Origin of the sequence: Streptomyces coeruleofuscus (assembly GCF_039532725.1) — a bacterium.
Lineage (GTDB): Bacteria > Actinomycetota > Actinomycetes > Streptomycetales > Streptomycetaceae > Streptomyces > Streptomyces coeruleofuscus.
On record NZ_BAAASE010000011.1, the window covers coordinates 261,827 to 284,102 of the forward strand.

A 22,276-nucleotide genomic window follows, 5' to 3' on the forward strand; every position below is an offset into this window, starting at 1 on the left:
TTCCCCGTGCTCCGCGAGCACGAAGATGCCCCGACCGCAGCTGGGCACGGCAGGCGCACATCTCAACAGTAGGCCGCAGAAGGCTTCCACGGGCAGCGGTCGCCGACGGTTGCCCGAATGCGCCCCGGCCACCCGTATGCATCTGGTATGCGCCGAACGGGTGGCCTTCAACCGCTACTCCTCGGCCGAAAGGGCGACTTCCGCCGCCGCGTCCGGTCCCTGCTCCAGCAGGACCCCGAAACCCTCCTCGTTCAGGACCGGGACCTTCAGCTGCATCGCCTTGTCGTATTTCGATCCAGGACTGTCACCCACGACGACGAATGACGTCTTTTTCGAAACCGAGCCGGTCACCTTCGCTCCGCGGCTCTGCAAGGCCTCCTTGGCGCCGTCGCGCGTGAAGTGTTCGAGGGTGCCCGTGACGACGACGGTGAGCCCTTCGAGCGGGCGGGGTCCCTCGTCCTCGCCGGTGCTCTCCTCCTCCATGCGGACGCCGGCGGCCTTCCACTTTCGGATGATCTCTCGGTGCCAGTCCTCGGCGAACCACTGCTTGAGGGAGGCGGCGATGGTCGGGCCGACGCCCTCGGTGACCGCCAGCTCCTCCTCCGTGGCCTGGTCGATGCGCTCGATCGAGCGGAACTCGCGGGCCAGTGCCTCGGCGGCGACCGGTCCGACGTGACGGATCGACAGGCTGGTGATGATCCGGGCGAGGGGACGCTGCTTGGCCGCCGCGATGTTCTCCAGCATGGCGAGCGCGTTCTTGCGGGGCTGGCCCTCCTGGTTGGCGAAGATCGTGGCGACCTTCTCCTCGCCGGTCTTCGGGTCGCGCTTGGGTAGACCGCTGTCAGGGTCGAGGACGTACGCCTTGATGGGCAGGAGCTGTTCGACGGTGAGGTCGAACAGGTCGCCCTCGTCCACCAGCGGCGGGTCCTCGGGCTCCAGCGGCTTGGTGAGCGCGGCGGCGGCCACGTAGCCGAAGTGCTCGATGTCCAGCGCCTTGCGGCCCGCGAGGTAGAACAGGCGCTCGCGCAACTGGGCCGGGCAGGTGCGGGCGTTCGGGCAGCGCAGGTCGACGTCGCCCTCCTTCATCGGCCTGAGCGCCGTACCGCACTCGGGGCACTCGGCCGGCATCACGAACTCGCGCTCGCTGCCGTCACGCAGGTCGGCGACCGGTCCGAGGATCTCCGGGATGACGTCACCGGCCTTGCGCAGCACCACCGTGTCACCGATGAGGACACCCTTGGCCTTGACCACGTCCTGGTTGTGCAGCGTGGCGAACTCGACCTCGGAGCCCGCGACCGTGACCGGCTCGACCTGGGCGTACGGCGTGACCCGGCCCGTGCGGCCCACGCCCACGCGGATGTTGACGAGCTTGGTGTTGACCTCCTCCGGCGCGTACTTGTACGCGATCGCCCAGCGCGGGGCGCGCGAGGTGGAGCCGAGGCGGCCCTGGAGCGGGATCTGGTCGAGCTTGACGACCACGCCGTCGATCTCGTGCTCCACGGAGTGGCGGTTCTCGCCGAAGTACGCGATGAACTCCCGTACGCCGTCGAGGCCGTCGACCACCTTGTTGTGCCGGGAGGTGGGCAGACCCCAGGTCTTCAGCAGGTCGTAGGCCTGGGAGAGACGGGTCAGGCCGGTGAAGCCCTCCAGGGCGCCGATGCCGTGGACCACCATGTGCAGCGGGCGGGTGGCCGTGACGCGCGGGTCCTTCTGGCGCAGTGAACCGGCCGCGGCGTTGCGCGGGTTGGCGAAGGGCTTGTCACCGGCCTCGACCAGACGGGCGTTGAGCTCCTGGAACTTCTCCATCGGGAAGTAGACCTCGCCGCGGATCTCCACGAGGTCGGGGACCGAGTCGCCCTTGAGGCGCTCGGGGATCTCCGCGATCGTCCGGACGTTCGGTGTGATGTCCTCGCCCGTGCGGCCGTCGCCGCGGGTCGCCGCGCGGGTGAGACGGCCGTGCTCGTAGGTGAGGTTCACGGCGAGGCCGTCGACCTTCAGCTCGCACAGGAAGTGGTAGTCCTGCTCGCCCAGTTCTCTGGCGATGCGCTCCGACCAGGCGGCGAGCTCCTCGTCGTTGAAGGTGTTGTCGAGGGAGAGCATGCGCTGGCGGTGCTCGACCGCCGTGAACTCCGTCTCGTACGAACCGGCGACCTTCTGGGTCGGCGAGTCCGGGGTGCGCAGCTCCGGGAACTCCTCCTCCAGTGCCTCCAGGGAACGCAGCAGCTCGTCGAACTCCGCGTCGCTGACGACGGGAGCGTCCTTCACGTAGTAGCGGAAGCGGTGCTCTTCGATCTGCTCCGCGAGGCGCGCGTGCTTCTCCCGTGCCTCGGCGGGCACCGTCGTCGTCTCCGCTTGCTTGTCGCCGGCCACCGTGTCGTCCTCCCGTTACTCTGGGTTGTCCGCGAGGGATCTCGCCGCCCGGGCGCAGTGGGCGAGAGCCGCGCGCGCGTATCCCGGGGAAGCCCCCGCGAGTCCGCACGTCGGCGTGAGCGTGACCGCCTCCGCGAGAAGCCCCGGTGACAGCCCCAGCCTGCGCCACAACGTCCTGACACCCATGACGCTACCGGCAGGGTCTGACAATGGGCCCTCCGCGGACGGCACGACACCGGTGAAGAGCCGGGTGCCGCCCTCCACCGCCTCGCCGATCACCTCGTCGTCACGCTCGGTGAGCAGGGAGAAGTCGAAGGAGACGGCCGCCGCGCCCGCCCGGCGCAGCAGGGCGAACGGGACGTCCGGTGCGCAGGAGTGGACGACGACGGGGCCGCCCGCGTGCACTGCGACGAGATCGCGGAGTGCGGCCTCGACGATCTGCCGGTCGGGGGCCCGGTGCGTGCGGTAGCCGCTGGCGGTCCTCACCTGGCCGCGCAGGACGGCGGTGAGGGACGGCTCGTCGAGCTGGAGGACGAGCTGCGCGCCGGGGACCCGCCGCTGGACCTCGGCGAGGTGCAGACGGAGTCCCTCGGCGAGGGAGGCGGCGAGGTCGCGGCAGGCTCCGGGGTCGGAGAGGGCGGCCTCGCCGTTGCGCAGCTCCAGGTTGGCGGCGAGGGTCCAGGGCCCTACGACCTGGACTTTCAGCTGCCCGGCGTACTCCTGCGTGCATTCCTCCAGCGCGTCGAGGTCCTCGCGGAGCCAGGAGCGGGCCCGTTTGGTGTCCCGTCCCGGGCGGTCGCCGAGCCGCCAGCCGCTGGGCTCCACGCGCGCGTACAGCTCGACGAGCATGCCGGCGGTCCGCCCGATCATGTCCGCGCCGGGCCCGCGGGCGGGCAGTTCGGGCAGGAAGGGGAAGTCCTCGAAGGTTCCGGTGGCCGTTTTGGCGGCTTCCCGGGCGTCGCCCCCGGGCATGGAGCCGACACCGGTGGCGGCACCGAACCTGAACTGGCTGTTTTCGCTCACCGCAGCAGCCTACGCAGCGGCCCGGCCGGTCAGTTCCCCGGCCGGACCGTCAGGTCGTTGACCTCGGCGTCCCTCGGCAGGTCCAGGGCCATCAGGATCGTCGTCGCGACCGACTCGGGGTCGATCCACTTCGACGCGTCGTACTCCTTGCCCTCCTGCTGGTGGACCTTGGCCTGCATGGGGCCGGCCGTGCGGCCGGGGTAGACCGAGGTGACGCGGACGCCGCCCGCGTGCTCCTCGTGGCGGAGGGAGTCGGCGAGGGCCTTCAGGCCGTGCTTGGAGGCGGCGTACGCGGACCAGCCGGCGTGGGCGTTCAGGCCGGCACCGGAGTTGACGAAGACCACATGGCCCCGGGCGGCCCGCAGCTGGGGCAGGAAGTGGCGGGTCAGCTCGGCCGGGGCGACGAGGTTGACGTTGAGCTGGTGGCGCCAGGTCTTCGGGGTGAGCTCGCCGACCGGGCCGAGGTCGACGACCCCCGCGATGTGCAGCAGCGAGTCCACGCGGTCGGGCAGCGACTGGTGGGAGAAGGCCCAGGAGAGCTTGTCGGGGTCGGCCAGGTCGCCTACCAGGGTCCTGGCCCCGGGGAACTGGGCCGCCAGCTCCTTCGCGCGGCCCGCGTCGCGCGCGTGCAGCACGAGGTCGTCCCCGCGCGCGTGCAGACGGCGGGCCACGGCGGCGCCGATGCCCGAGCCGGCTCCGGTGATCACATGAGTAGCCATGCCCGCCATGCTCGCATCACGCGAGGGTCACGCGGGGTGCCGGCCCGGCGTCACGCCACGCCCCGGCTCTCCTCCAGGTACGCCAGCGCCCCCACCGGCTCCTCCGCGAAGAACACCAGGTCGGTGAGCGGGCGGGGCAGGAAGCCCTCGTCCTCCATGCGGCGGAACTGCTCCTTCAGGCCGTCGTAGAAGCCGGCGGTGTTGAGCAGGACCACGGGCTTGTCCGTGTGGCCGTGCTTCTTCAGCTCCAGGATCTCCGTCGCCTCGTCGAGCGTGCCGGTGCCGCCGACCATGATCACCACGGCGTCGGCCTTCTCCAGGAGCAGCTTCTTGCGCTCGGCGAGGTCGCGGGCGACGACCATCTCGTCGACGCCGGGGCGGGCCTTGGCGGAGAGGAACCGCACGGAGACGCCGACGAGCCGGCCGCCCGCCTCCTGCACCCCGTCGGCGACCACCTTCATGAGGCCGACGTCGGAGCCGCCCCACACCAGGGTGTGGCCGCCCTTGGCCAGAAGCTTGGCGAACTCCCGCGCGGGACGGGTGTAGCGCTCGTCGAGATCGGCGGCGGACAGGAAGACACAGATGTTCATGGGCCCACCGTACGGGCCCGGTCCGACGTCGTGGTGACCCGCATTTTGGACTGCCGGTGCGGGAGTTGTTCCCAGTCGTCCATGAACCGGGCGTCCAGGCCGTGCTCGGCGGCGAGTTCGGTCAGCGTCGCCGTCCGGTAGTAGAAGTCCTCGTGCAGCACCTGGTGCTCCTCGCCGTCGGTGCGGTCGAACGTGAAGTCGAAGAACCCGCCGGGCGCGAGGATCCGGCCGACGTGGGCGAAGCACTCCTCGATGACGTGCAGCGGCGAGTGCGAGAAGACGCTGTGCGCGTGGACGACGTCGAAGTGCGCGTCGGGCAGGAAGGCGAAGGTGAGATCGTCGGCGAGCGCCAGGTAGGGCAGCTTGGGCTGGAGTTTCCCGGCCACGAGGGTGTCCTGGGCGGCGAGCAGGATGTGCGGCGAGATGTCGATGCCGTAGTAGTGCCCGGCGTCGAGGTAGTCGATGAACAGGCGCCCGGCGCGCAGGTTGCCGCAGCCGATCTCCAGCATGCGGTGGTGCGGCTGGAGGCCGTGTCCCACGAGGTAGTCGAACTGCATGCGCCCGATCCGCTCCCACGCCTCGCGTGAGGGGTTGTGCCCGACCGCCGCCTCCGCGCTGCGCGCCGCGTCGGAGGCCATCACGGCGCGGTAGTAGGCGATGTGGTCGCGGTACCGCAGCCGCAGCCAGGCGTCCCGCACCGCGCGCCGGGCGTGCGCGGGCACGCGCTCCGGGTGGCGCAGGGCGTACCGGACCTGGTGGGCCAGGGCGCTGCGGTTTCTGGCCGGCTGTGTGGCTCGCATGGGTGGCCTCCTGCGGCGAGGGAAGAACTCCGCTTCAGCCTGCGCTGTATCGGAGGAGTCGGCTACCCAAGGAGGGCGATTGTGACCACCGGGCATCGCATCACCATCGAGAAGAGTGACCGGCCCGTTCGCGTGGTGCACGCCGGGCAGGTCATGGCGGAGAGCGACCGGCCGCTGGTCCTGCGCGAGACGGGCTGCCCCGAGCGCTACTACATCCCGGCCGAGGACGTACGCCTCGACCTGCTGGCACCGTCCGGCACGCGCACGTACTGCCCCTTCAAGGGCACCGCGTCCTACTGGTCGCTGCCGGACGCCGCGGACCTCGTCTGGGCGTATCCGGAGCCCAAACCGGACGTCGCGGAGATCAAGGACCACCTGTGCTTCTACGACGTGGAAGTGATGTGATCGGCTGACGCGCGGCCCGCCTCATCGATGAACACCGTGCCGTGCGGCAGTCTGCATGAGCATGGACAAGAAGATCCTTTCGCGTGACGGCACCCGCATCGCCTACGAGAGCACCGGCCGGGGCCCCGCGGTCGTCCTGGTGAGCGGCGCGATGTCGACGGGCGGCACTTTGGCACCGCTCGCCGTGTCGCTCTCGGAGCGTTTCCAGGCCGTGGTGTACGACCGCCGGGGCCGCGGTGCCAGCGGGGACACGGCGCCGTACGCCGTGGAGCGCGAGGTCGAGGACCTGGCGGCGGTGATCGAGGCGGTGGGCGGCGAGGCGTTCCTGTACGGCATCTCGTCGGGCGGGGCACTGGCACTGGAGGCGGCGGCGAGCGGCCTGCCGGTGCGGCGCGTCGCCGTCTACGAGACGCCGTTCGCGATGTCCGAGGAGGGCGCCAGGGAGCGCGCGGAGTACACGGAGCGTCTGACGGAGGCGCTCGGCGAAGGGCGGCGCGGGGACGCGGTCGAGCTGTTCCTGCGGCTGACCGGCCTGGGCGAAGGGGTGATCCAGGGCGCCCGCCAGTCCCCCATGTGGGCCGGCATGGAGGCGATCGCCCCGAGCCTCGCCTACGACGACGCCGTCATGCGCGACGGCCGGGTCCCGCGCGCCCGGCTGGCCTCGATCGGCGTCCCCGTCCTGGCGGTCGCGGGCGACGCGAGCCCGGCCTGGCTCCGCGAGGCGGCCCGGGCGATCGCGGACTCCGTCCCCGACGGGTCGTACCGCACGCTCCAGGGCCAGACGCACATGGTGGAGCCGAACGTGCTGGCGCCGGTGCTGCTGGAGTTCTTCACGCGGGGCTGAGCAGGCGGGCTGAGCAGGCGGGGCCGGGAGGGACGGGGGCACGCGCGCGTGGCACCGGCCTGCCCCCCCCGGACGCCCGCGGGGTCAGGCCACGCCCGCCGTCGCCCGCCTGGTCGACGCGATCGTCGCGGAGCCCACCACGCGTGTGCCGTCGTACAGGACGATCGCCTGGCCGGGGGCGACGCCGCGGACCGGCTCCGCGAACGACACCTCCAGCCGGCCGTCGACCAGCTCGGCGGTGACCTCGGTCTCGCCGCCGTGGGCGCGGAGCTGGGCCGTGTACGTGCCGGGGCCGGTGGGGGCGACGCCGCACCAGCGCGGCTTGATCGCGGTCAGGGCGCTGACGTCCAGCGCGTCGGCCGGGCCGACCGTGACCGTGTTGGTGACCGGGGAGATGTCGAGGACGTAGCGCGGCTTGCCGTCGGGCGCCGGGGTGCCGATGCGCAGGCCCTTGCGCTGGCCGATGGTGAAGCCGTACGCGCCCTCGTGCGTGCCGAGCCGGTTGCCGGACTCGTCGACGATGTCGCCCTCGGACCTGCCGAGCCGGTCCGCCAGGAAGCCCTGGGTGTCGCCGTCGGCGATGAAGCAGATGTCGTGCGAGTCGGGCTTCTTGGCCACGGCCAGGCCCCTGCGCTCGGCCTCCGCGCGGATCTCGTCCTTGGTGGTGACCGTGTCGCCGAGCGGGAACATCGCGTGGGCGAGCTGCTTGTCGTCCAGGACGCCGAGGACGTACGACTGGTCCTTGGCCATGTCGGAGGCGCGGTGCAGCTCGCGGGTGCCGTCGGGCAGGGTGACGACCTGCGCGTAGTGGCCCGTGCAGACCGCGTCGAAGCCCAGCGCCAGCGCCTTGTCCAGCAGCGCCGCGAACTTGATCTTCTCGTTGCAGCGCAGGCAGGGATTGGGGGTGCGGCCGGCCTCGTACTCGGCGACGAAGTCCTCGACGACGTCCTCACGGAAGCGGTCGGCGAGGTCCCACACGTAGAACGGGATGCCGATGACGTCCGCGGCGCGGCGGGCGTCGCGCGAGTCCTCGATGGTGCAGCAGCCCCGCGCGCCCGTGCGGAAGGATTGGGGGTTGGCTGAGAGGGCGAGGTGGACGCCGGTCACGTCGTGGCCCGCCTCGGCCGCGCGGGCGGCGGCGACGGCGGAGTCGACTCCGCCGGACATGGCGGCCAGGACGCGGAGGGGGCGGGAGCGCTGCGGGGTGTGAGTCATAACCCTTCCAGGGTAAGGGGGCGCGGGAACCAAGGCCGCCGGGTATCCGTTGGCGATCACATGGGACAGCGGAAGGCTTCGAAGGACGGCGACCGGAAGGTCGGCCGTCGCGCGCTGCTGATCGGTGGCACGGTGGCCGCGGCGGGCTCCGCCGTGCTGGCCCGGGACGAGCTGGCGCGTCTGTGGTGGCGCGTGCCCGGCGTCGAGAAGCCGCGCAAGGAGGGCGAGGTCGACTACGCGGGCGCGCGCTGGGTGGCCGCGTCGGACGCGAACTGGCGCCGCGCGGACCGGCCCGACGACTACGGCATAGACATGGTGGTCGTCCATGTCACGCAGGGCAGCTTCGACAGCGCGGTGAGGGCCTTCCAGGACCCGGGGCACAAGGCGGCCGCGCACTACATCGTCCGCCAGGACGGGCACGTCACGCAGATGATCCGCGAGCTGGACGTGGCCTACCACGCGGGCAACCGCGACTACAACGAGCGCAGTGTCGGCATCGAGCACGAGGGCTTCGTGGACCGTCCGCAGGACCTCACGGACGAGATGTACGAGGCCTCGGCCCGCCTCACGGCCCGGATCTGCGCGCGCTACGGCATACCCGTCGACCGCGAGCACATCATCGGCCATGTGGAGGTCCCGGGCACGGACCACACGGACCCGGGACCGCACTGGGACTGGGACAGGTACATGCGGCTGGTGCGCGAGGCGCGTACGGCGCCGGCCTGACCGGTCGAGCAGGGCGGAGACGGCGGGGACTACGTCAGCCCCGCCGCACGCGCCCGCTCAACTGCCGGGCCGATCGCCTTCGCCAGGGCCTCGACGTCTGCCTCCGTGGAGGTGTGGCCGAGGGAGAAGCGGAGGGTGCCGCGGGCCAGGTCGGGGTCGGTGCCGGTGGCGAGGAGGACGTGGCTGGGCTGGGCGACGCCGGCCGTGCAGGCGGAGCCCGTGGAGCACTCGATGCCCTGGGCGTCGAGCAGGAGCAGCAGGGAGTCGCCCTCGCAGCCGGGGAACGTGAAGTGCGCGTTGGCCGGGAGGCGTCCCTCCGGGTCCGGGTCGCCGCCGAGGATCGCGTCCGGCACCGCCGTACGGACCGCGGTGACCAGGGCGTCGCGCAGGGCGCCGATCTCGCGGACGAACCACTCGCGCTGTTCGGCGGCCAGCCGTCCGGCGACCGCGAAGGAGGCGATGGCGGGGACGTCGAGGGTGCCGGAGCGGACGTGGCGTTCCTGGCCGCCGCCGTGCAGGACGGGTACGGGGGTGTGCTCGCGGCCGAGGATGAGCGCGCCGATGCCGTACGGCCCGCCGATCTTGTGGCCCGACACCGTCATCGCGGCGAGGCCGGAGGCGGCGAAGTCCACGGGGATCTGGCCGAAGGCCTGGACGGCGTCCGAGTGCAGGGGGACACCGAACTCGTCGGCCGCGTCGGCGAGTTCGCGGACCGGCAGAATCGTCCCGATCTCGTTGTTCGCCCACATGACGGTGGCGAGGGCCACGTCGTCGGGGTCGCGGGCGATCGCCTCGCGCAGGGCGTCCGGGTGGACGCGGCCGTGGGCGTCGACCGGCAGGTACTCGATGGTGGCGCCCTCGTGTTCGCCGAGCCAGTGCACGGCGTCGAGGACGGCGTGGTGCTCGACGGGGCTGGCGAGGACGCGGGTGCGGGCCGGGTCGGCGTCACGGCGTGACCAGTAAAGGCCCTTGACGGCGAGGTTGTCGGCCTCCGTGCCGCCCGAGGTGAAGACGACCTCGCTGGGGCGGGCGCCGAGGGCTTCGGCGAGGGTCTCGCGGGCCTCCTCGACGGTGCGGCGGGCCTGCCGGCCGGATGCGTGGAGGGAGGACGCGTTGCCGGTGGCACCCAGGTGGGCGGTGAGCGCCTCTGCCGCCTCCGGGAGCATCGGGGTGGTCGCGGCGTGGTCGAGGTAAGCCATGGTGAGCCCGATTCTACGGCTCCCCCTCGGCCGTCCTCAGATCAAGGTCGGCCGAAGCCGGAAAGGGCGTGAACCGCTTTCCCCGCGCGGCTGCGACCCGTCGTCCCCGGGCGGGCAGCGGCTTGCCGGCGGGCGACTGCCCGAGGACGGCTCAGAAGCTCCACGAGATCGTGCTGTCCGCCTGCATGAACGCCACCAGGACCACCAGGTCGGCGACGCCGAGGCCCAGGCCCAGGAACGCGCGGCCGCGGCGCTGGGTGCCGCGCCACAGAGCAAGGCTCGCCAGCACGATGGCGATCGGGCCGAGGAAGACGTTCAGGACGAGGAGGCCGAGCAGGCCCAGGACGAAGGACGCGACGGCCATGCCGTCGGTGTCGCGGATACCGGTGCGGCGCCTGGCCGGAGCGGTGAGCTGCATGGTGATCGACTCCCGGTGTCGGTTCGGTGGTGGTCGTCGGTTGAGCGCGTACCGCGTCAGTGCGCCTGGGTGTGGCGCCGACGGCCGTGGCGCTCGCGGACCGCGAAGATGCCGAGCCAGACGGCGATGACGACGCCGGCCGCGGCGGAGAAGCCGAGCGGCGCGTGGGCCACGGTGCCCAGGACGGCACCCAGCAGCAGGAGTGCGGCGACGATGAACAGCACGGGAAACAACCCCCAGAGTTTCGGTGAACGCTTGTGGTTACACTTGTTCACTGACTTCCCAGTCTAGCGCGTCCCATGACTTTCCAATTACAGAGAACAGTTGTTAACTGCATGGTATGAGTCACACCCTCGGCATCCGGCAGGCCCAGAAGCAGAAGACCCGGCAGGCGCTCCTGGACGCGGCCCTCGGGCTGCTGGAGGAGCAGAGTCTGAGCAGCCTGGGGCTGCGCGAGGTCACCCGTGCCGTCGGTGTCGCCCCGACGGCCTTCTACCGCCACTTCCGCTCCACGGCGGACCTGGGCGTGGCCCTGGTCGAGGAGGCGCTGGGCAGCCTGCACCCGATGATCCGGACGACGGTGTCCACGACGGGTGACAGCGAGGAGCGCATCACGCGCACCATCGAGCTGATCGCCCGTCACGTCGACGGGTACCCCGCACATGTCCGGTTCATCGCCCGTGAGCGACATGGCGGAGTTCAACCGGTACGGGAGGCCATACGGGAGCAACTGGCCCGGTTCGCCCAGGAGGTCAAGGACGAACTGGCCAAGGACCCGGTGTCCGCGGGCTGGACCGAGGACGACCTGCTGATGCTCGCGCATCTCTACGTCGACCAGATGCTGATCACCGCGTCGCTCTTCCTGGAGGCGCTGGAGGGACCGGAGCGGGAGCGCGAGGAGCGGACCCGGCACGTCGCGCAGATGGCGACCCGGCAGATGCGGCTGATCGGCCTGGGCCGCCATCACTGGCTGGACTGACCGACCCCACGTTCCCGCCGTTCACCCCGGGTCCGCGCCGGAGCCCCGGTACAGCTCCGTGACGGAAGCGGCCGCCCGGGCCAGTTCCTCGCGCACCTGTGGGGGCGAGAGGACCTCCACCTGGTCGGCGAACATCAGCAGTTGGCGGGTCTCGGGGAGGAATCCGTACGTCAGCCGCACGGTCGCCCAGTCGCTCTCACCGTCGTCGTCCAGGAGCTCCGCCGGCAGGAAGGCCGTCAGCCGCAGGAACATGTCGAGCCGGTGTCGCCGCACCCGGACGGTGACGTCCAGGCCGCCGGGCCGTTCCTCGACCTGGCGTCGCAGGGCCTGCCAGGCGTCGGCGAGTTCGACGCCCGGGCGCCGCCGTACGGGATCGTCGAGGAGCCGGGCGGAGCGCACCCGGTCGGCCCGGAAGAGCCGGGGTTCGGCCCGCCGGTCGGCGACCAGGTACCAGACGCCCGCCTTGGCGACGAGGCCGTACGGGTCGACGGTGTACGTGCGAACCTGGCGCTCTCCGCTGTGCCGGTAGCGCAGCCTCAGCCTGCGGTCGGCGAAGACCGCGTCGCGCAGCACCTCCAGGTCGACGGCCGGTCGCGGCCCGCCGCGCCAGCGGGTGGCGTCGACGAGGATGCGACGGGAGACCGTCTCGGCGGCCGGGCGGTGCGGAGCCGGCAGCGCGGCCATCACCTTGCGCAGGGCGGAGCCGAACGCCGCGTCCAGGCCGAGTGCGGCGTGCGCGCCCTGCCCGGCCAGGACGAACAGCGCGCGGGACTCGTCGGCGGTCAGGCCCGTGACGTCCGTGCGGAAACCGGCGAGCAGTTCGATGCCGCCGTGCCGGCCGCGTTCGGCGTAGACCGGGACACCGGCGGCCGACAGGGCCTCGACGTCGCGGTAGACGGTGCGGACCGACACCTCTAGCCGCTCGGCGAGTTCGCGCGCCGGGACCCGGCCGCGGGTCTGGAGGAGCAGCAGGATCGACAGCAGGCGGTCGGACTTCACGGCATCAGCATCGTGGCGTGCGGGGGCCCGGGCAAATGTTGACGGCGGATGTCAGGTTTTCCGGCCATGCTCCTCCTGTCCACGCACTCAGGAGGAGTCTCATGACCAACGACCCCCGTCCGCTGTTCGGCCGTGCCGCGGAGCAGGCCGCCGAGCTCGTCCGGTCCGTCCGCGCGGAGCAGCTCGACGGATCCACGCCGTGTACCGAGTTCGACGTGCGCGCCCTGCTGAGCCATCTCACCGGCGCGACCCACCGGGTGGCCGTCGTCGCCGAGGGCGGTGACGCGAACGCCGTGCGGCCGTTCGCCGAGGGCGTCCCGGACGACGGCTGGACGGCCGCGTACGACGAGGCCAGGATCCGGGCCGTGAAGGCCTGGGCGGGCGACGACCGGCTGGACGCGGTGGTGCGCCTGCCGTTCGGCGAGATGCCCGGCCGGGCCGCCCTGTCGGCCTACGTCCTGGAGACGGTGACCCACACCTGGGACCTGTCCGAGGCCCTGGGGCGTCCGCGTGAACTCGACCAGGAGCTCGCCGAGTTCGCGCTGACCGTCGCCCAGCGCATGCTGCCGGACGAACAGCGGGACGAGAACACGCCGTTCGCCACGGCCCGGCCGGCCCCCGAGGGCGCCGACGCCTACGGCAGGCTGGCGGCCTGGCTGGGGCGCGAGCCGCTCAGCCGAGCCTGACCCGGGCGAGCTGACGGGACTGCGCCACCAGCCGGTCGGCGCTGTCCCACACCTCGGCGTCCTCCTCCAGGAAGCCGCCGGCGAGATTGCGGGTGGTGATCGACACGCGCAGCGGGCCCGGCGCCGGGCGGCAGCGGACGTGCACGGTCAGCTCGACGGTGGGCACCCAGCCCTTCAGCCCGAGTTCGAAGGCGGTGGGCGGCAGGGCGTCCACCGCCAGCAGCAGGGAGAGCGGGTCGTGGTCGCGGCCGTCCGCGAGCCCGAACCAGGCCCGCATCTCGCCCTTGCCGGAGGGCTGCCCGAGGGCCCAGCCCAGGGTCGACGGGTCGAGCTTGAGCATCAGACGGTCGGCGATCGCCGAGCTGCCGTCGACGGGGGCGGGCCCGTCCTCCGGGCCGAAGCAGTGCTCCAGCGGCGGGATCGCGGGCGGCTGGGCCGTCGTGCGGACGTCGTCGGGCAGGGCGTCCAGGTCGCCGTAGGAGGCGAGGACGCGGATGCGTTCGACCTCGCGGCCCTCGTCGTCGTACTGGAAGAGGGAGGCCTGGCCGGTCGACAGGGTCCGGCCGGTGCGGACGGTGTCCGTGCGGACGACCGCCGGGCCGGGCTGCGACGCGGTCAGGTAGTGCGCCGAGACGGTGAAGGGGTCGGCGTGCGGCAGGGTGTCCGCGAGCGCGCGGCCCAGGACGGCCAGCAGATAGCCGCCGTTGACGGCGCTGATGATCGTCCAGCCGGCGGAGAGGTCGATGTCGTAGACGCCGGGCGCGCGCCGGGTGAGCGCGGTGTCGCGGTCGAACTCGCTGTCGCCGATCGTGGCCCGGACGGCGGGTGCGGTGGCTGCTTCTGACATGGCTGAACAGTACAAGAACTGACTACTAAGCGGTAGCTTTGGTCAGTTCCGTCTTGGGTGAGGTGTAGGCAATTTCTCGGTAAGTGTCCGCACTCGTCCGTAAACCCGGAGGACCGTCCGTCCCTCTGACGAGACATGAGCCTCACCGGGACTCCGTTCCTCTACACGCTGATCGCGCTGTCGGTCGTCGCTCCGGCGCTGCCGCTCGTCCTGTGGTCGCGCGTCCGCGGTCCCCGCGCCCTGCGCACCGCGACGCGCGCGCTGATGCTGCTGTTCGCCCAGGGAACCGCCGTCGCGCTGGTCTTCACGCTGGTCAACAACGCCGACAACCTGTACGACAACTGGGCCGACCTGCTCGGCACCGGCGACCACGTGCAGCAGGCGGCCGACCTGGGCGCCGACGGCACCGGAGGCATCGCCCTGAAGCGGCTGCCGAAAGTGCGCCAGACCTTCCGGCCGGCCACCGGCCCCGGCATGGGCGCGGCCGGCGGGGTACGGGTCACCCAGCTCGAGGGCCGGGTGTCGGGTGTGAACGCCGAGGTCTACGTCTGGCTCCCGCCGCAGTACGACGAACCGGCCTACCGGCACCACGAGTTCCCGGTCGTGGAGCTGCTGCCCGGCTATCCCGGCTCGGCGAAGGCCTGGTTCGGCTCGCTGCACGCGCACGAGCAGCTGGAGCCGCTGATGCGGGACGGGCAGGTCGCCCCGTTCATCCTGGTCGCGCCGCGCACCAACCTGCTGGCCGGGGTGGACACCGGCTGCGCCAACATCCCGGGCACCGTCGACGCCGACACCTGGCTGAGCGTCGACGTGCCGATGATGGTCATGGACAACTTCCGCGCCGAGTCCGCCCCGCGGGGCTGGGCGGTGGCCGGCTACTCGGCCGGGGCGCACTGCGCGGCCAAGCTCGCCGTCGCCCACCCCGACCGCTACCGGGCCGCCGTCAGCCTGTCCGGCTACAACGACCCGATCGGCGAACGCGCCTCGCTCGCCGCGCAGAACCCCGCCCTCCGGGCCGAGAACAACCCCTGTCTGCTGCTGCGCGGGGCGCCCGTCCCGCCGCGCATCTCGCTCTACCTCTCCGGCCAGCCGCACGACGGCTACGAGGCGGCCGTCGCCCTGGAACAGACCGCGAAGGCGCCGACGACCGTGCACGTGGTGTACATCCCGAGGAGCGCGGGCGGTCACACCATGGCGCTGTGGCGGCCGCAGGTGGTCCCGGCGTTCCGCTGGCTGACGGAGGTGACCGGCCGCGGCCACGTCACGGCAGGACGGGCTGCTCCTCCTCGCTCACCGTCGACCGCCGGTGCCAGGCCCGCGGAGCTCGCCAGTGGAACCGCATGGCGAGCAGGCGCAGTACGAAGGCGGTGACGACCGCGAGGCTGCTGGTGAGCGGGTTCAGGGCGTCGTAGCGGATGCACAGGGCGACCAGGGCGGCGCCGACGATCGCCGGGACCGCGTAGAGGTCGCGGTCCCAGCGCAGCAGCGAGGGCACCTCGTTGGCGAGGACGTCCCGCAGCACACCGCCGCCCACCGCGGTGGTCAGCCCCAGGCCGGCGGAGGCGGTCAGGCCGAGCCCGTACTCGTACGCCTTGATGGTGCCGGCGACGCAGAACAGGCCGAGGCCGGCCGCGTCGAAGACGTTCACGGCGACCTGGATGCGCTCCACCTGCGGGTGCAGGAAGAAGACGAGGAGCGTGGCGAGCAGCGGGGTGAGGAAGTACCCCAGGTCCGTGAAGGCGGCGGGCGGCACGGCCCCGATGACCAGGTCACGGAAGAGCCCGCCGCCCAGCGCGGTGACCTCGGCGAGCACGGCGATGCCGAACACGTCGAAGTTCTTGCGCACGGCCAGCAGGGCGCCGGAAATGGCGAAGACGAAGATGCCGATCAGGTCGAGCGTGTGCTGGACGGAGGGGCTGAACAGTTGCTGGAGCACCCGAACATTTTTACCTGCCAGAGCGCCTCTGCCTTAATTGTCAAGGCAGAGGCGCTCTGGCAGGGCTGGGTCACTTGTCCCCGGGCTCCTTGGACGTCTCCCCGGGCTCCTTGGAGGCGGAGCCTTCCGCTTCCTTCGCGGAGGCCTCCGCCGCCACCGCCGCCGACGTCTGCGCCGACTCGGCCAGCACCTCGTCGGCGACCAGTGCCGCCGCCTCCTTCGCGGCGGACAGCAGAACGGTGTCCTGCGGTGCCTGGTCCTCGAAGTTCTCCGGGTGGTGGCAGGCGACGCGCTGGCCGGGCCGCAGCTCGATCAGCGGCGGCTCGGTGCTCTTGCAGATCTGCGTGGCCTTCCAGCACCGGGTGTGGAAGCGGCACCCGCTCGGCGGGGCGATCGGCGAGGGTACGTCGCCCCTGAGCAGGATGCGCTCGCTCTTGGCCGCCCTGCGCCGGGGGTCCGGGATAGGCACCGCGGACAGCAGGGCCTTGGTGTACGGGTGCATCGGACTGGCGTACAGCGAGTCGCGGTCGGCCAGCTCGACGATCTTGCCGAGATACATCACCGCGATCCGGTCCGAGACGTGCCGGACGACCGACAGGTCGTGCGCGATGATCACGTACGTCAGGCCGAGTTCGTCCTGGAGGTCGTCCATCAGGTTCACGACCTGCGCCTGGATCGACACGTCGAGCGCGGAGACCGGCTCGTCGGCCACGACCATCCGCGGCTTCAGGGCCAGGGCCCGGGCGATGCCGATGCGCTGGCGCTGACCGCCGGAGAACTCGTGCGGGTAGCGGTTGTAGTGCTCGGGGCTCAGGCCCACCAGCTCCAGGAGGCGCTGGACCTCCTGCTTGACGCCGCCCTCGGGCTCCACGCCCTGGAGCCTGAACGGCGCCGAGACGATGGTGCCGATGGTGTGCCGGGGGTTCAGCGAGCCGTACGGGTCCTGGAAGATCATCTGCACGTCGCGGCGGAGCGGGCGCATGCCGCTCGTGCCGAGGTGCGTGATGTCCGTACCGTCGAACTCGATCTTCCCGCCGCTGGGTTCGAGCAGCCGGGTGATGAGACGGCCCATGGTCGACTTGCCGCAGCCGGACTCGCCGACGACGCCGAGGGTCTCCCCGCGGCGCACCTCGAAGTCGATGCCGTCCACGGCCTTGACCGCCCCGACCTGCCGCTGGAGCAGGCCCTTCTTGATGGGGAAGTGCTTGACCAGTCCCTCGACCTTGAGCAGCGGTTTGTCATCGTCGTCGGTCACGGCCGTCGTCCCTGCCCGGGTTTCGGTCTCGCTCACAGCTTCGGCGCAATCTCTTCGTTCCAGATCCGGGTGCGGTCCTCCTGCGGCAGGTGGCAGGCGGTGAAGTGCCTGCCACCCACCTCGCGCAGCTCGGGCCGCTCGGTGCGGGTGATCCCGCCCTTGGGGACGTCCGCGTACGGACAGCGCGGGTTGAACGCGCACCCCGAGGGGACGTTGATGAGGCTGGGCGGCTGACCCTTGACCGGGATGAGCCGGTCGGTCTGCTCACGGTCGATCCGCGGCATCGAGCCGAGCAGGCCCCAGGTGTAGGGGTGCTGCGGCTCGTAGAAGATCGTGTCGACCGGACCGCGTTCCACGCAGCGCCCGCCGTACATCACGAGGATGTCGTCGGCGATCTCGGCGACCACGCCGAGGTCGTGCGTGATGATGATGACCGCGGAGCCGAACTCCTTCTGCAGGTCCCGGATCAGGTCGAGGATCTGCGCCTGCACGGTCACGTCGAGCGCGGTGGTCGGCTCGTCCGCGATCAGCAGCTCGGGGTTGTTGACCAGCGCCATGGCGATCATGGCGCGCTGGCGCATGCCGCCGGAGAACTCGTGCGGGTAGCTGTTGACGCGCTTGTCGGGCTCGGGGATGCCGACCCGGTCGAGGAGTTCGACGGCGCGCCTGCGGGCGGTCTTCTTGTCGACGTCGTGGTGGACCCGGTACGCCTCGACGATCTGGTTGCCGACCGTGTAGTACGGGTGCATCGCGGACAGCGGGTCCTGGAAGATCATCGCCATGTCATGGCCGCGCAGCCGGCGCACCTCGTCGGGGCTGGCCGAGACGAGTTCCTTGCCGTCGAGCCAGATCTCGCCGGACATCCGCACGTTCTTGCCGCGGTTGCCGAGGCGGTGCAGGCCCATGATGGCCAGCGAGGTCACCGACTTGCCGGAGCCGGACTCACCCACTATGCCGAGGGTCTGGCCCTTCTCCAGCTGGAAGGAGAGCCCGTCGACGGACTTGACCAGGCCGTCGTCGGTCGGGAAGTGCACCTTGAGGTCGCGCACATCGAGGAACGCCCGGGGGACCTCCCCGCTGCTCGTCGGCTCGCCCACGGCGGCCCCGGTCTTGGTCAGTTCGGTCACGAGAGCCTCACCCGCGGGTCGACGGTGGCGTACAGCACGTCCACCACCAGGTTGCAGAGCACGACGAAGAAGGCCGCCAGCAGGGTGACGCCCAGGATCGGCGGCAGGTCGTTGTCGGTGATGGCCTGAACGGCGTACTGGCCGATGCCGGGCAGGGAGAACACCGACTCGGTGATCACCGCGCCACCGAGCAGCAGGCCGATGTCCATGCCGAAGACCGTCACGATCGGCGTGAGCGCCGCCCGCAGGCCGTGCTTGACGACGACCTTGCGCTCCTTCAGGCCCTTGGCCCGAGCGGTGCGGATGAAGTCCTCGTTCATGGTTTCGAGCATGCCGGACCGGGTGAGCCGTGCGTAGATGGCCGAGTACAGCAGGGCCAGCGAACACCACGGCAGGAACAGGGTGTTGGCCCACTGGGACGGGTTCTCGGTGAACGGCACATAGGTCCGCCCGAAGATGTCCAGCTGATAGCTGAAGACGAGCAGGGCCAGCTGGCCGGTGAAGAACATGGGGAGCGACACACCGGCCAGGGCCACGCCCATCGCGGCGCGGTCGAAGAACGAGCCCGGCTTGAGCGCGGAGATCACACCGGCGGCGACACCCGACAGCAGCCACAGCACGGCGGCGCCCGCGGCCAGGGAGATGGTCACCGGAAGCCGGTCCACGAGCTGCGGCCAGACCTCGATGTGGTTCTTGAAGGAGTAGCCGAAGCAGGGCATTTCACACTTGGCCGTGGTCGGGCCGAGGTTGTAGGTGGCGCCGGAGACGATCCCCTTGATGAACTCCCAGTACTGCTCGTAGACCGGCTTGTCGAGCCCGAGGTTCTGCTTGACCGCCAGGATGTCCTCGGGCGAGGGGTTCTTTCCGATGTACTGGGCGGCCAGCTGGTCGGGACTCTGCCCGGCCAGTCTCGGCAGCAGGAAGAAGATGCCGAAGGTGACCGCGGTGACGACCAGCAGCAGGATCACTGCCGCGATCGCCCGGCGGATGATGTACGAGATCACGGGGACCGGCGCCGGCGCCCGCGGGGGGTGAATCCCACGGGCGCCAATGCCTTCACCTGCCTTCCAGGGCTGCTCTTCGCGCTACTTCTTGGTCGTACCGAGGTTGAGGGCGTCGTACTGACCGCTCCAGGCGGCCGAGGAGACCACGTTGGTGGCGTTCGGCGAGCGGTACAGCAAGACCTTGAAGTAGGTCAGCGGCACGATGACGGCCTCGTCCATCGTCTTCTTGTCGACCTCGGCGTAGGCGGCGTTGCGCGCCGACTCGTCGGGGTTCTGGATGGCCTCGTCGAGCAGCTTGTTGACCTCGGCGTTGTCGAACGACGACAGGTTCGTGTTGCCGGAGGTGCTGATGGCCTTGCCGTTGAGGATCTGGTTCAGGAAGCCGTAGCCGGTCGGCCAGTCGGCACCCCACTGCATCATCATGATGCCGATCTTCTGCTTCTTGGCGAAGGCGGGGACACCGGCGTAGTCCGTGAAGTACTTGCCGGACGGGTACTGCTTCATCTCGGCGTTGATGCCGACCTTCTTCAGCGAGTCGATGATCGCCGTGGCCGCGTCGACCTCCTGCTGACGGTCGCTGCGCGCGGAGATGTAGGTCTTGAAGCCCTTCTCCTGGCCACAGGCCTTCAGGTGCCCCTTGGCCTTGGTGGCGTCACCCTTGTTGCCCTGGGTGGCGTAGGAGTCGAACTTCTGGTAGCCGATCACGTCCGGCGGCAGGACCGTGGAGGCGATGTCACCGCGGACCGGGCCGCCCTGCGCGGTCTGCACGGCCACCTTGTCGATGGCGTACTGCACGGCCTTGCGGCACTCGGCGTTGTCGAACGGCTTGACCGTGGTGTTGAGCGCCGCGTAGACGAGACGGCCACCGTAGGTGTTGTCGGTGTTGGCCTTCTTGTCCTTGTTGTTGAGCAGCTGGGCCTGGGTCTGCGTGTCCACGCCGCGGCCCGCGAGGTCGACGGTGGTGGTGCCGGCCATCAGGTCCTTGTCGATCGTGGCCTGGTTGACCTTCAGGTTGACCACGATCTTGTCCGGGTACTGCTTGCGCAGCGGGTCGGTCTTGGCGTCCCACTCGGGGTTGCGCACCAGGGTGACCGACTTGCCCTCCTCGTAGCTCTGGAACTTGTACGAGCCGGAGGAGACGATCTTCTTGGTGTAGTCGACGCCGGTGTCCTTGGCCTTCGGCACCGGAGCCGTCTGCGGGGCGGTGACCAGGTAGTCGAAGTCCGTGAACGGCTGCTTGAGCTTGAAGGTGATCGTGTGCTTGTCCGGCGTCTCGATCGACGCCAGGCCCTTGTCGCTCTTGTCCTTGTACGGGCCCTTGTACTTGTCGCCGCCGTCCAGGAACTGGGCGAAGTAGTTCGGGCCGAGGGAGAGCACGTCACGGGCGAAGTTCGAGCGCTCCACCGCGTACTTGACGTCCGCCGAGGTGACCTCGGTGCCGTCCTCGTACTTCACGCCCTGGCGGAGCTTGTACGTCCAGGTCTTGCCGCCGTCGGACGACTTGCCCTTGGACTCCGCGAGGTCCGGCACGATCTCGTTGCCCTTCTCGCCGGGAGCCGGCTTGAAGGTGAGCAGCGGACGCGCGTAGAGGCGGCTGAAGTTGTACATGTACGCGTAGTACGTGTTGCCCGGGTCGAACGAGTCCGGGACGTCGGACATCGCGTAGGTGACCGTGCCGCCCTTCTCCGTAGAGGCGTTCACGACCGACTTCGTGGCGGCGTCGGCGGTGGCCTTGCTGCCGCCGTCGTCGCCGTTGTCGTCGGCCTTGCTGCAGCCCGCCAGCACGAGGCTGGCACTGCTGAGGGCCGCGGCGACGGCAATTGCTGACCTTCGCATGATGGTCGGATTCCCCTTCTGAAGTTGAACACTTGGGCTGGACGCGGCACCGGCCGCGACCGCAGACGTCAGCGGCTGCGGGGGTCGAGAGCGTCCCGGAGGCCGTCACCGAGGAGGTTGAAGGCCAGTACGGTGATGAAGATGGCGAGACCGGGCACGAGCATGTACTGCGGATCGACCTCGAAGAAGTCGACGGCCTGGTTGAGCATGCCGCCCCACGACGCCTGCGGCGGCTGGATGCCCACGCCCAGGAAGCTGAGGGAGGCCTCGAAGAGGATGTTGGTCGGGATGAGCAGCGTCGAATAGACGATGATCGGCGCGACCAGGTTCGGCAGCAGCTCCTTGAAGAGGATGTACGGCCCCGAAGCGCCCATCCCCCGGGAGGCGTCGACGAACTCCCGCTCGCGCAGCGCCAGCGTCTGGCCGCGGACGATGCGGCCCATGTAGGGCCAGTTGAAGAAGCCGATGACGAAGATCAGCACGAGGATGTGCAGCGGGAGGCCCTCGAGCCCGAAGGCGCCGCCCTGGAGCGTCGCCGAGATGGCGATGGCGAAGAGCAGCAGCGGGAAGGCGAGGAAGGTGTCCATGAGCCGGCTGATGACCGCGTCGACGCGCCCGCCGTAGTAGCCCGCGATCAGGCCGAGCACGGTGCCGATCACATTGGACAGCACCGTCGCTCCGAAGGCGACGACGAGGGAGACCCAGGAGCCCTCCAGGATGCGGGCGAAGATGTCACGCCCGAACTTCGGCTCCACACCGAGCGGGTGGTCCCAGCTCATGCCGCCGAAGTCGCCCTTGGGCAGCGTGGTGTTGGGGTCGATGAGGTCCTGGTGGAAGGCGTTGGGGTCGAGGCCCAGCAGCGACTGCAGCGGGCGGGACAGGGCGGCCGTCAGGATGAGCAGCACGACGACGACGCCGCCCGCCACCGCCACCTTGTCGCGCTTGAAGCGGGTCCAGGCGATCTGCCCGAGAGACCGGCCCTCGATGTTCTGGGACTTCACACCCGCCAGCACGGCCTCCGGCTGGGCCTCGGCCTGCGATCCGGTGGTCTCGATCGGTGCCGTCACAAGTGCCCTGCCCCTTCTCGCCGGTGGTTACCGGCCCCCTTGCCCACCGTTTTCGGCGGCTTTATCCACTTTGGCTATGGCGTGGCGTCCGCAGATGGTGCGGCCACCGTCAGGCCGATCCCTCGCTTGGTATCGCTCACAGGATCGACGGCCTCGCGCCTGAGAGGCGAGTCTTCAACGCGCTCACGATCACACGCCAGGCCTGGTGGAGAAAGTATGCGCAACCGTGAT

Annotated in this window: 23 protein-coding genes; 6 read left to right on the top strand and 17 right to left on the bottom strand. The window is 70.6% G+C overall.

Going from position 1 to position 22,276, the window contains the following annotated elements; genetic code table 11:
• Nucleotides 1-174: 174 nt before the first annotated feature.
• The 5 genes from ligA to ABFX81_RS34825 are packed head-to-tail and all read right to left on the bottom strand — an operon-like array spanning nucleotide 175 to nucleotide 5,502.
• On the bottom strand, nucleotides 175-2,370 hold the full coding sequence (gene ligA, locus ABFX81_RS34805; protein ID WP_086848952.1) for an NAD-dependent DNA ligase LigA: 2,196 nt from the start codon (nucleotides 2,368-2,370) through the stop codon (nucleotides 175-177).
• A gap of 15 nt (nucleotides 2,371-2,385) precedes the next feature.
• Nucleotides 2,386-3,393: a uroporphyrinogen decarboxylase/cobalamine-independent methonine synthase family protein gene (locus ABFX81_RS34810; RefSeq protein WP_086848955.1), complete on the bottom strand. Its 1,008-nt coding sequence runs from the start codon at nucleotides 3,391-3,393 to the stop codon at nucleotides 2,386-2,388.
• A gap of 29 nt (nucleotides 3,394-3,422) precedes the next feature.
• Nucleotides 3,423-4,112 carry an SDR family oxidoreductase gene (locus tag ABFX81_RS34815; protein ID WP_346139179.1) on the bottom strand — a complete coding sequence of 230 codons (690 nt, stop codon included), beginning with the start codon at nucleotides 4,110-4,112 and terminating at the stop codon, nucleotides 3,423-3,425.
• 50 nt (nucleotides 4,113-4,162) lie between these two features.
• Complete coding sequence (locus ABFX81_RS34820) at nucleotides 4,163-4,702, bottom strand: TIGR00730 family Rossman fold protein (protein WP_086848962.1); 540 nt, start codon at nucleotides 4,700-4,702, stop codon at nucleotides 4,163-4,165.
• Nucleotides 4,699-5,502: a methyltransferase gene (locus ABFX81_RS34825; RefSeq protein ID WP_086848964.1), complete on the bottom strand. Its 804-nt coding sequence runs from the start codon at nucleotides 5,500-5,502 to the stop codon at nucleotides 4,699-4,701. The genes ABFX81_RS34820 and ABFX81_RS34825 overlap by 4 nt, the downstream gene beginning before the upstream one ends.
• 81 nt (nucleotides 5,503-5,583) lie before the next feature.
• On the opposite strand from ABFX81_RS34825, the gene ABFX81_RS34830 reads away from it, so the two are divergent.
• A complete protein-coding gene (locus ABFX81_RS34830) occupies nucleotides 5,584-5,907 on the top strand; it encodes a DUF427 domain-containing protein (RefSeq protein ID WP_086848966.1) in 324 nt (107 codons plus the stop codon).
• A gap of 61 nt (nucleotides 5,908-5,968) precedes the next feature.
• Complete coding sequence (locus ABFX81_RS34835; RefSeq protein WP_086848968.1) at nucleotides 5,969-6,751, top strand: alpha/beta fold hydrolase; 783 nt, start codon at nucleotides 5,969-5,971, stop codon at nucleotides 6,749-6,751.
• An 84-nt stretch (nucleotides 6,752-6,835) separates the two neighbouring features.
• Here the strand turns inward: ABFX81_RS34835 and mnmA are convergent, their stop codons facing one another.
• Nucleotides 6,836-7,966, bottom strand: coding sequence for a tRNA 2-thiouridine(34) synthase MnmA (mnmA, locus tag ABFX81_RS34840; protein WP_086848970.1), 1,131 nt, complete (start codon nucleotides 7,964-7,966; stop codon nucleotides 6,836-6,838).
• 60 nt (nucleotides 7,967-8,026) lie between these two features.
• Between mnmA and ABFX81_RS34845 the strand changes: the two genes are divergently transcribed.
• Nucleotides 8,027-8,692, top strand: a complete 666-nt coding sequence (locus ABFX81_RS34845; RefSeq protein ID WP_086848972.1) for an N-acetylmuramoyl-L-alanine amidase — start codon at nucleotides 8,027-8,029, stop codon at nucleotides 8,690-8,692.
• 29 nt (nucleotides 8,693-8,721) lie between these two features.
• On the opposite strand, the gene ABFX81_RS34850 is transcribed toward ABFX81_RS34845, so the two are convergent.
• The 3 genes from ABFX81_RS34850 to ABFX81_RS34860 all read right to left on the bottom strand — a co-directional run bounded on the left by ABFX81_RS34850 (nucleotide 8,722) and on the right by ABFX81_RS34860 (nucleotide 10,533).
• Entirely contained in the window at nucleotides 8,722-9,891 is a 1,170-nt protein-coding gene (locus tag ABFX81_RS34850; RefSeq protein ID WP_086848974.1) for an aminotransferase class V-fold PLP-dependent enzyme, read from the bottom strand.
• Between the two features lie 151 nt (nucleotides 9,892-10,042).
• Complete coding sequence (locus tag ABFX81_RS34855) at nucleotides 10,043-10,309, bottom strand: DUF4190 domain-containing protein (RefSeq protein WP_086848976.1); 267 nt, start codon at nucleotides 10,307-10,309, stop codon at nucleotides 10,043-10,045.
• A gap of 56 nt (nucleotides 10,310-10,365) precedes the next feature.
• Entirely contained in the window at nucleotides 10,366-10,533 is a 168-nt protein-coding gene (locus ABFX81_RS34860; RefSeq protein WP_086848978.1) for a hypothetical protein, read from the bottom strand.
• 116 nt (nucleotides 10,534-10,649) lie between these two features.
• On the opposite strand from ABFX81_RS34860, the gene ABFX81_RS34865 reads away from it, so the two are divergent.
• Nucleotides 10,650-11,288 (top strand): TetR family transcriptional regulator, encoded by a 639-nt coding sequence (locus tag ABFX81_RS34865; protein WP_086848980.1) that lies wholly within the window; start codon nucleotides 10,650-10,652, stop codon nucleotides 11,286-11,288.
• Between the two features lie 21 nt (nucleotides 11,289-11,309).
• Here the strand turns inward: ABFX81_RS34865 and ABFX81_RS34870 are convergent, their stop codons facing one another.
• Nucleotides 11,310-12,287 carry a WYL domain-containing protein gene (locus ABFX81_RS34870; RefSeq protein ID WP_086848982.1) on the bottom strand — a complete coding sequence of 326 codons (978 nt, stop codon included), beginning with the start codon at nucleotides 12,285-12,287 and terminating at the stop codon, nucleotides 11,310-11,312.
• A gap of 101 nt (nucleotides 12,288-12,388) precedes the next feature.
• Here ABFX81_RS34870 and ABFX81_RS34875 point away from each other — a divergent pair, with 101 nt between their 5' ends.
• The gene (locus ABFX81_RS34875; protein ID WP_086848984.1) at nucleotides 12,389-12,973 is read left to right on the top strand and encodes a TIGR03086 family metal-binding protein; all 585 of its coding nucleotides are present in this window, start codon (nucleotides 12,389-12,391) and stop codon (nucleotides 12,971-12,973) included.
• On the opposite strand, the gene ABFX81_RS34880 is transcribed toward ABFX81_RS34875, so the two are convergent.
• A complete protein-coding gene (locus tag ABFX81_RS34880; RefSeq protein ID WP_086848986.1) occupies nucleotides 12,960-13,820 on the bottom strand; it encodes an acyl-CoA thioesterase domain-containing protein in 861 nt (286 codons plus the stop codon). The genes ABFX81_RS34875 and ABFX81_RS34880 overlap by 14 nt on opposite strands.
• Before the next feature lie 135 nt (nucleotides 13,821-13,955).
• Between ABFX81_RS34880 and ABFX81_RS34885 the strand changes: the two genes are divergently transcribed.
• Nucleotides 13,956-15,191 (top strand): alpha/beta hydrolase-fold protein, encoded by a 1,236-nt coding sequence (locus tag ABFX81_RS34885; RefSeq protein WP_086848988.1) that lies wholly within the window; start codon nucleotides 13,956-13,958, stop codon nucleotides 15,189-15,191.
• On the opposite strand, the gene ABFX81_RS34890 is transcribed toward ABFX81_RS34885, so the two are convergent.
• The 6 genes from ABFX81_RS34890 to ABFX81_RS34915 all read right to left on the bottom strand — a co-directional run bounded on the left by ABFX81_RS34890 (nucleotide 15,082) and on the right by ABFX81_RS34915 (nucleotide 22,045).
• Entirely contained in the window at nucleotides 15,082-15,756 is a 675-nt protein-coding gene (locus ABFX81_RS34890; protein ID WP_086603546.1) for a trimeric intracellular cation channel family protein, read from the bottom strand. The genes ABFX81_RS34885 and ABFX81_RS34890 overlap by 110 nt on opposite strands.
• Nucleotides 15,757-15,826: 70 nt before the next feature.
• Complete coding sequence (locus ABFX81_RS34895) at nucleotides 15,827-17,047, bottom strand: dipeptide ABC transporter ATP-binding protein (RefSeq protein WP_086848990.1); 1,221 nt, start codon at nucleotides 17,045-17,047, stop codon at nucleotides 15,827-15,829.
• A complete protein-coding gene (locus tag ABFX81_RS34900; protein ID WP_086848992.1) occupies nucleotides 17,044-18,138 on the bottom strand; it encodes an oligopeptide/dipeptide ABC transporter ATP-binding protein in 1,095 nt (364 codons plus the stop codon). Before ABFX81_RS34900 ends, ABFX81_RS34895 begins: the two co-directional genes overlap by 4 nt.
• On the bottom strand, nucleotides 18,135-19,142 hold the full coding sequence (locus tag ABFX81_RS34905; protein WP_059422738.1) for an ABC transporter permease: 1,008 nt from the start codon (nucleotides 19,140-19,142) through the stop codon (nucleotides 18,135-18,137). The genes ABFX81_RS34900 and ABFX81_RS34905 overlap by 4 nt, the downstream gene beginning before the upstream one ends.
• 81 nt (nucleotides 19,143-19,223) lie before the next feature.
• A complete protein-coding gene (locus tag ABFX81_RS34910; protein WP_346139180.1) occupies nucleotides 19,224-20,978 on the bottom strand; it encodes an ABC transporter substrate-binding protein in 1,755 nt (584 codons plus the stop codon).
• A 68-nt stretch (nucleotides 20,979-21,046) separates the two neighbouring features.
• Nucleotides 21,047-22,045 carry an ABC transporter permease subunit gene (locus ABFX81_RS34915; protein WP_086848994.1) on the bottom strand — a complete coding sequence of 333 codons (999 nt, stop codon included), beginning with the start codon at nucleotides 22,043-22,045 and terminating at the stop codon, nucleotides 21,047-21,049.
• Nucleotides 22,046-22,276: the final 231 nt, after the last annotated feature.

Excerpts from the sequence above, each read along its gene's own strand:
- ABFX81_RS34815 (WP_346139179.1), bottom strand. The coding sequence starts at position 4,112 with ATGGCTACTCATGTGATCACCGGAGCCGGCTCGGGCATCGGCGCCGCC.
- ABFX81_RS34820 (WP_086848962.1), bottom strand. The coding sequence starts at position 4,702 with ATGAACATCTGTGTCTTCCTGTCCGCCGCCGATCTCGACGAGCGCTAC.
- ABFX81_RS34825 (WP_086848964.1), bottom strand. The coding sequence starts at position 5,502 with ATGCGAGCCACACAGCCGGCCAGAAACCGCAGCGCCCTGGCCCACCAG.
- ABFX81_RS34835 (WP_086848968.1), top strand. The coding sequence starts at position 5,969 with ATGGACAAGAAGATCCTTTCGCGTGACGGCACCCGCATCGCCTACGAG.
- mnmA (WP_086848970.1), bottom strand. The coding sequence starts at position 7,966 with ATGACTCACACCCCGCAGCGCTCCCGCCCCCTCCGCGTCCTGGCCGCC.
- ABFX81_RS34845 (WP_086848972.1), top strand. The coding sequence starts at position 8,027 with ATGGGACAGCGGAAGGCTTCGAAGGACGGCGACCGGAAGGTCGGCCGT.
- ABFX81_RS34850 (WP_086848974.1), bottom strand. The coding sequence starts at position 9,891 with ATGGCTTACCTCGACCACGCCGCGACCACCCCGATGCTCCCGGAGGCG.
- ABFX81_RS34855 (WP_086848976.1), bottom strand. The coding sequence starts at position 10,309 with ATGCAGCTCACCGCTCCGGCCAGGCGCCGCACCGGTATCCGCGACACC.
- ABFX81_RS34865 (WP_086848980.1), top strand. The coding sequence starts at position 10,650 with ATGAGTCACACCCTCGGCATCCGGCAGGCCCAGAAGCAGAAGACCCGG.
- ABFX81_RS34875 (WP_086848984.1), top strand. The coding sequence starts at position 12,389 with ATGACCAACGACCCCCGTCCGCTGTTCGGCCGTGCCGCGGAGCAGGCC.
- ABFX81_RS34880 (WP_086848986.1), bottom strand. The coding sequence starts at position 13,820 with ATGTCAGAAGCAGCCACCGCACCCGCCGTCCGGGCCACGATCGGCGAC.
- ABFX81_RS34885 (WP_086848988.1), top strand. The coding sequence starts at position 13,956 with ATGAGCCTCACCGGGACTCCGTTCCTCTACACGCTGATCGCGCTGTCG.
- ABFX81_RS34910 (WP_346139180.1), bottom strand. The coding sequence starts at position 20,978 with ATGCGAAGGTCAGCAATTGCCGTCGCCGCGGCCCTCAGCAGTGCCAGC.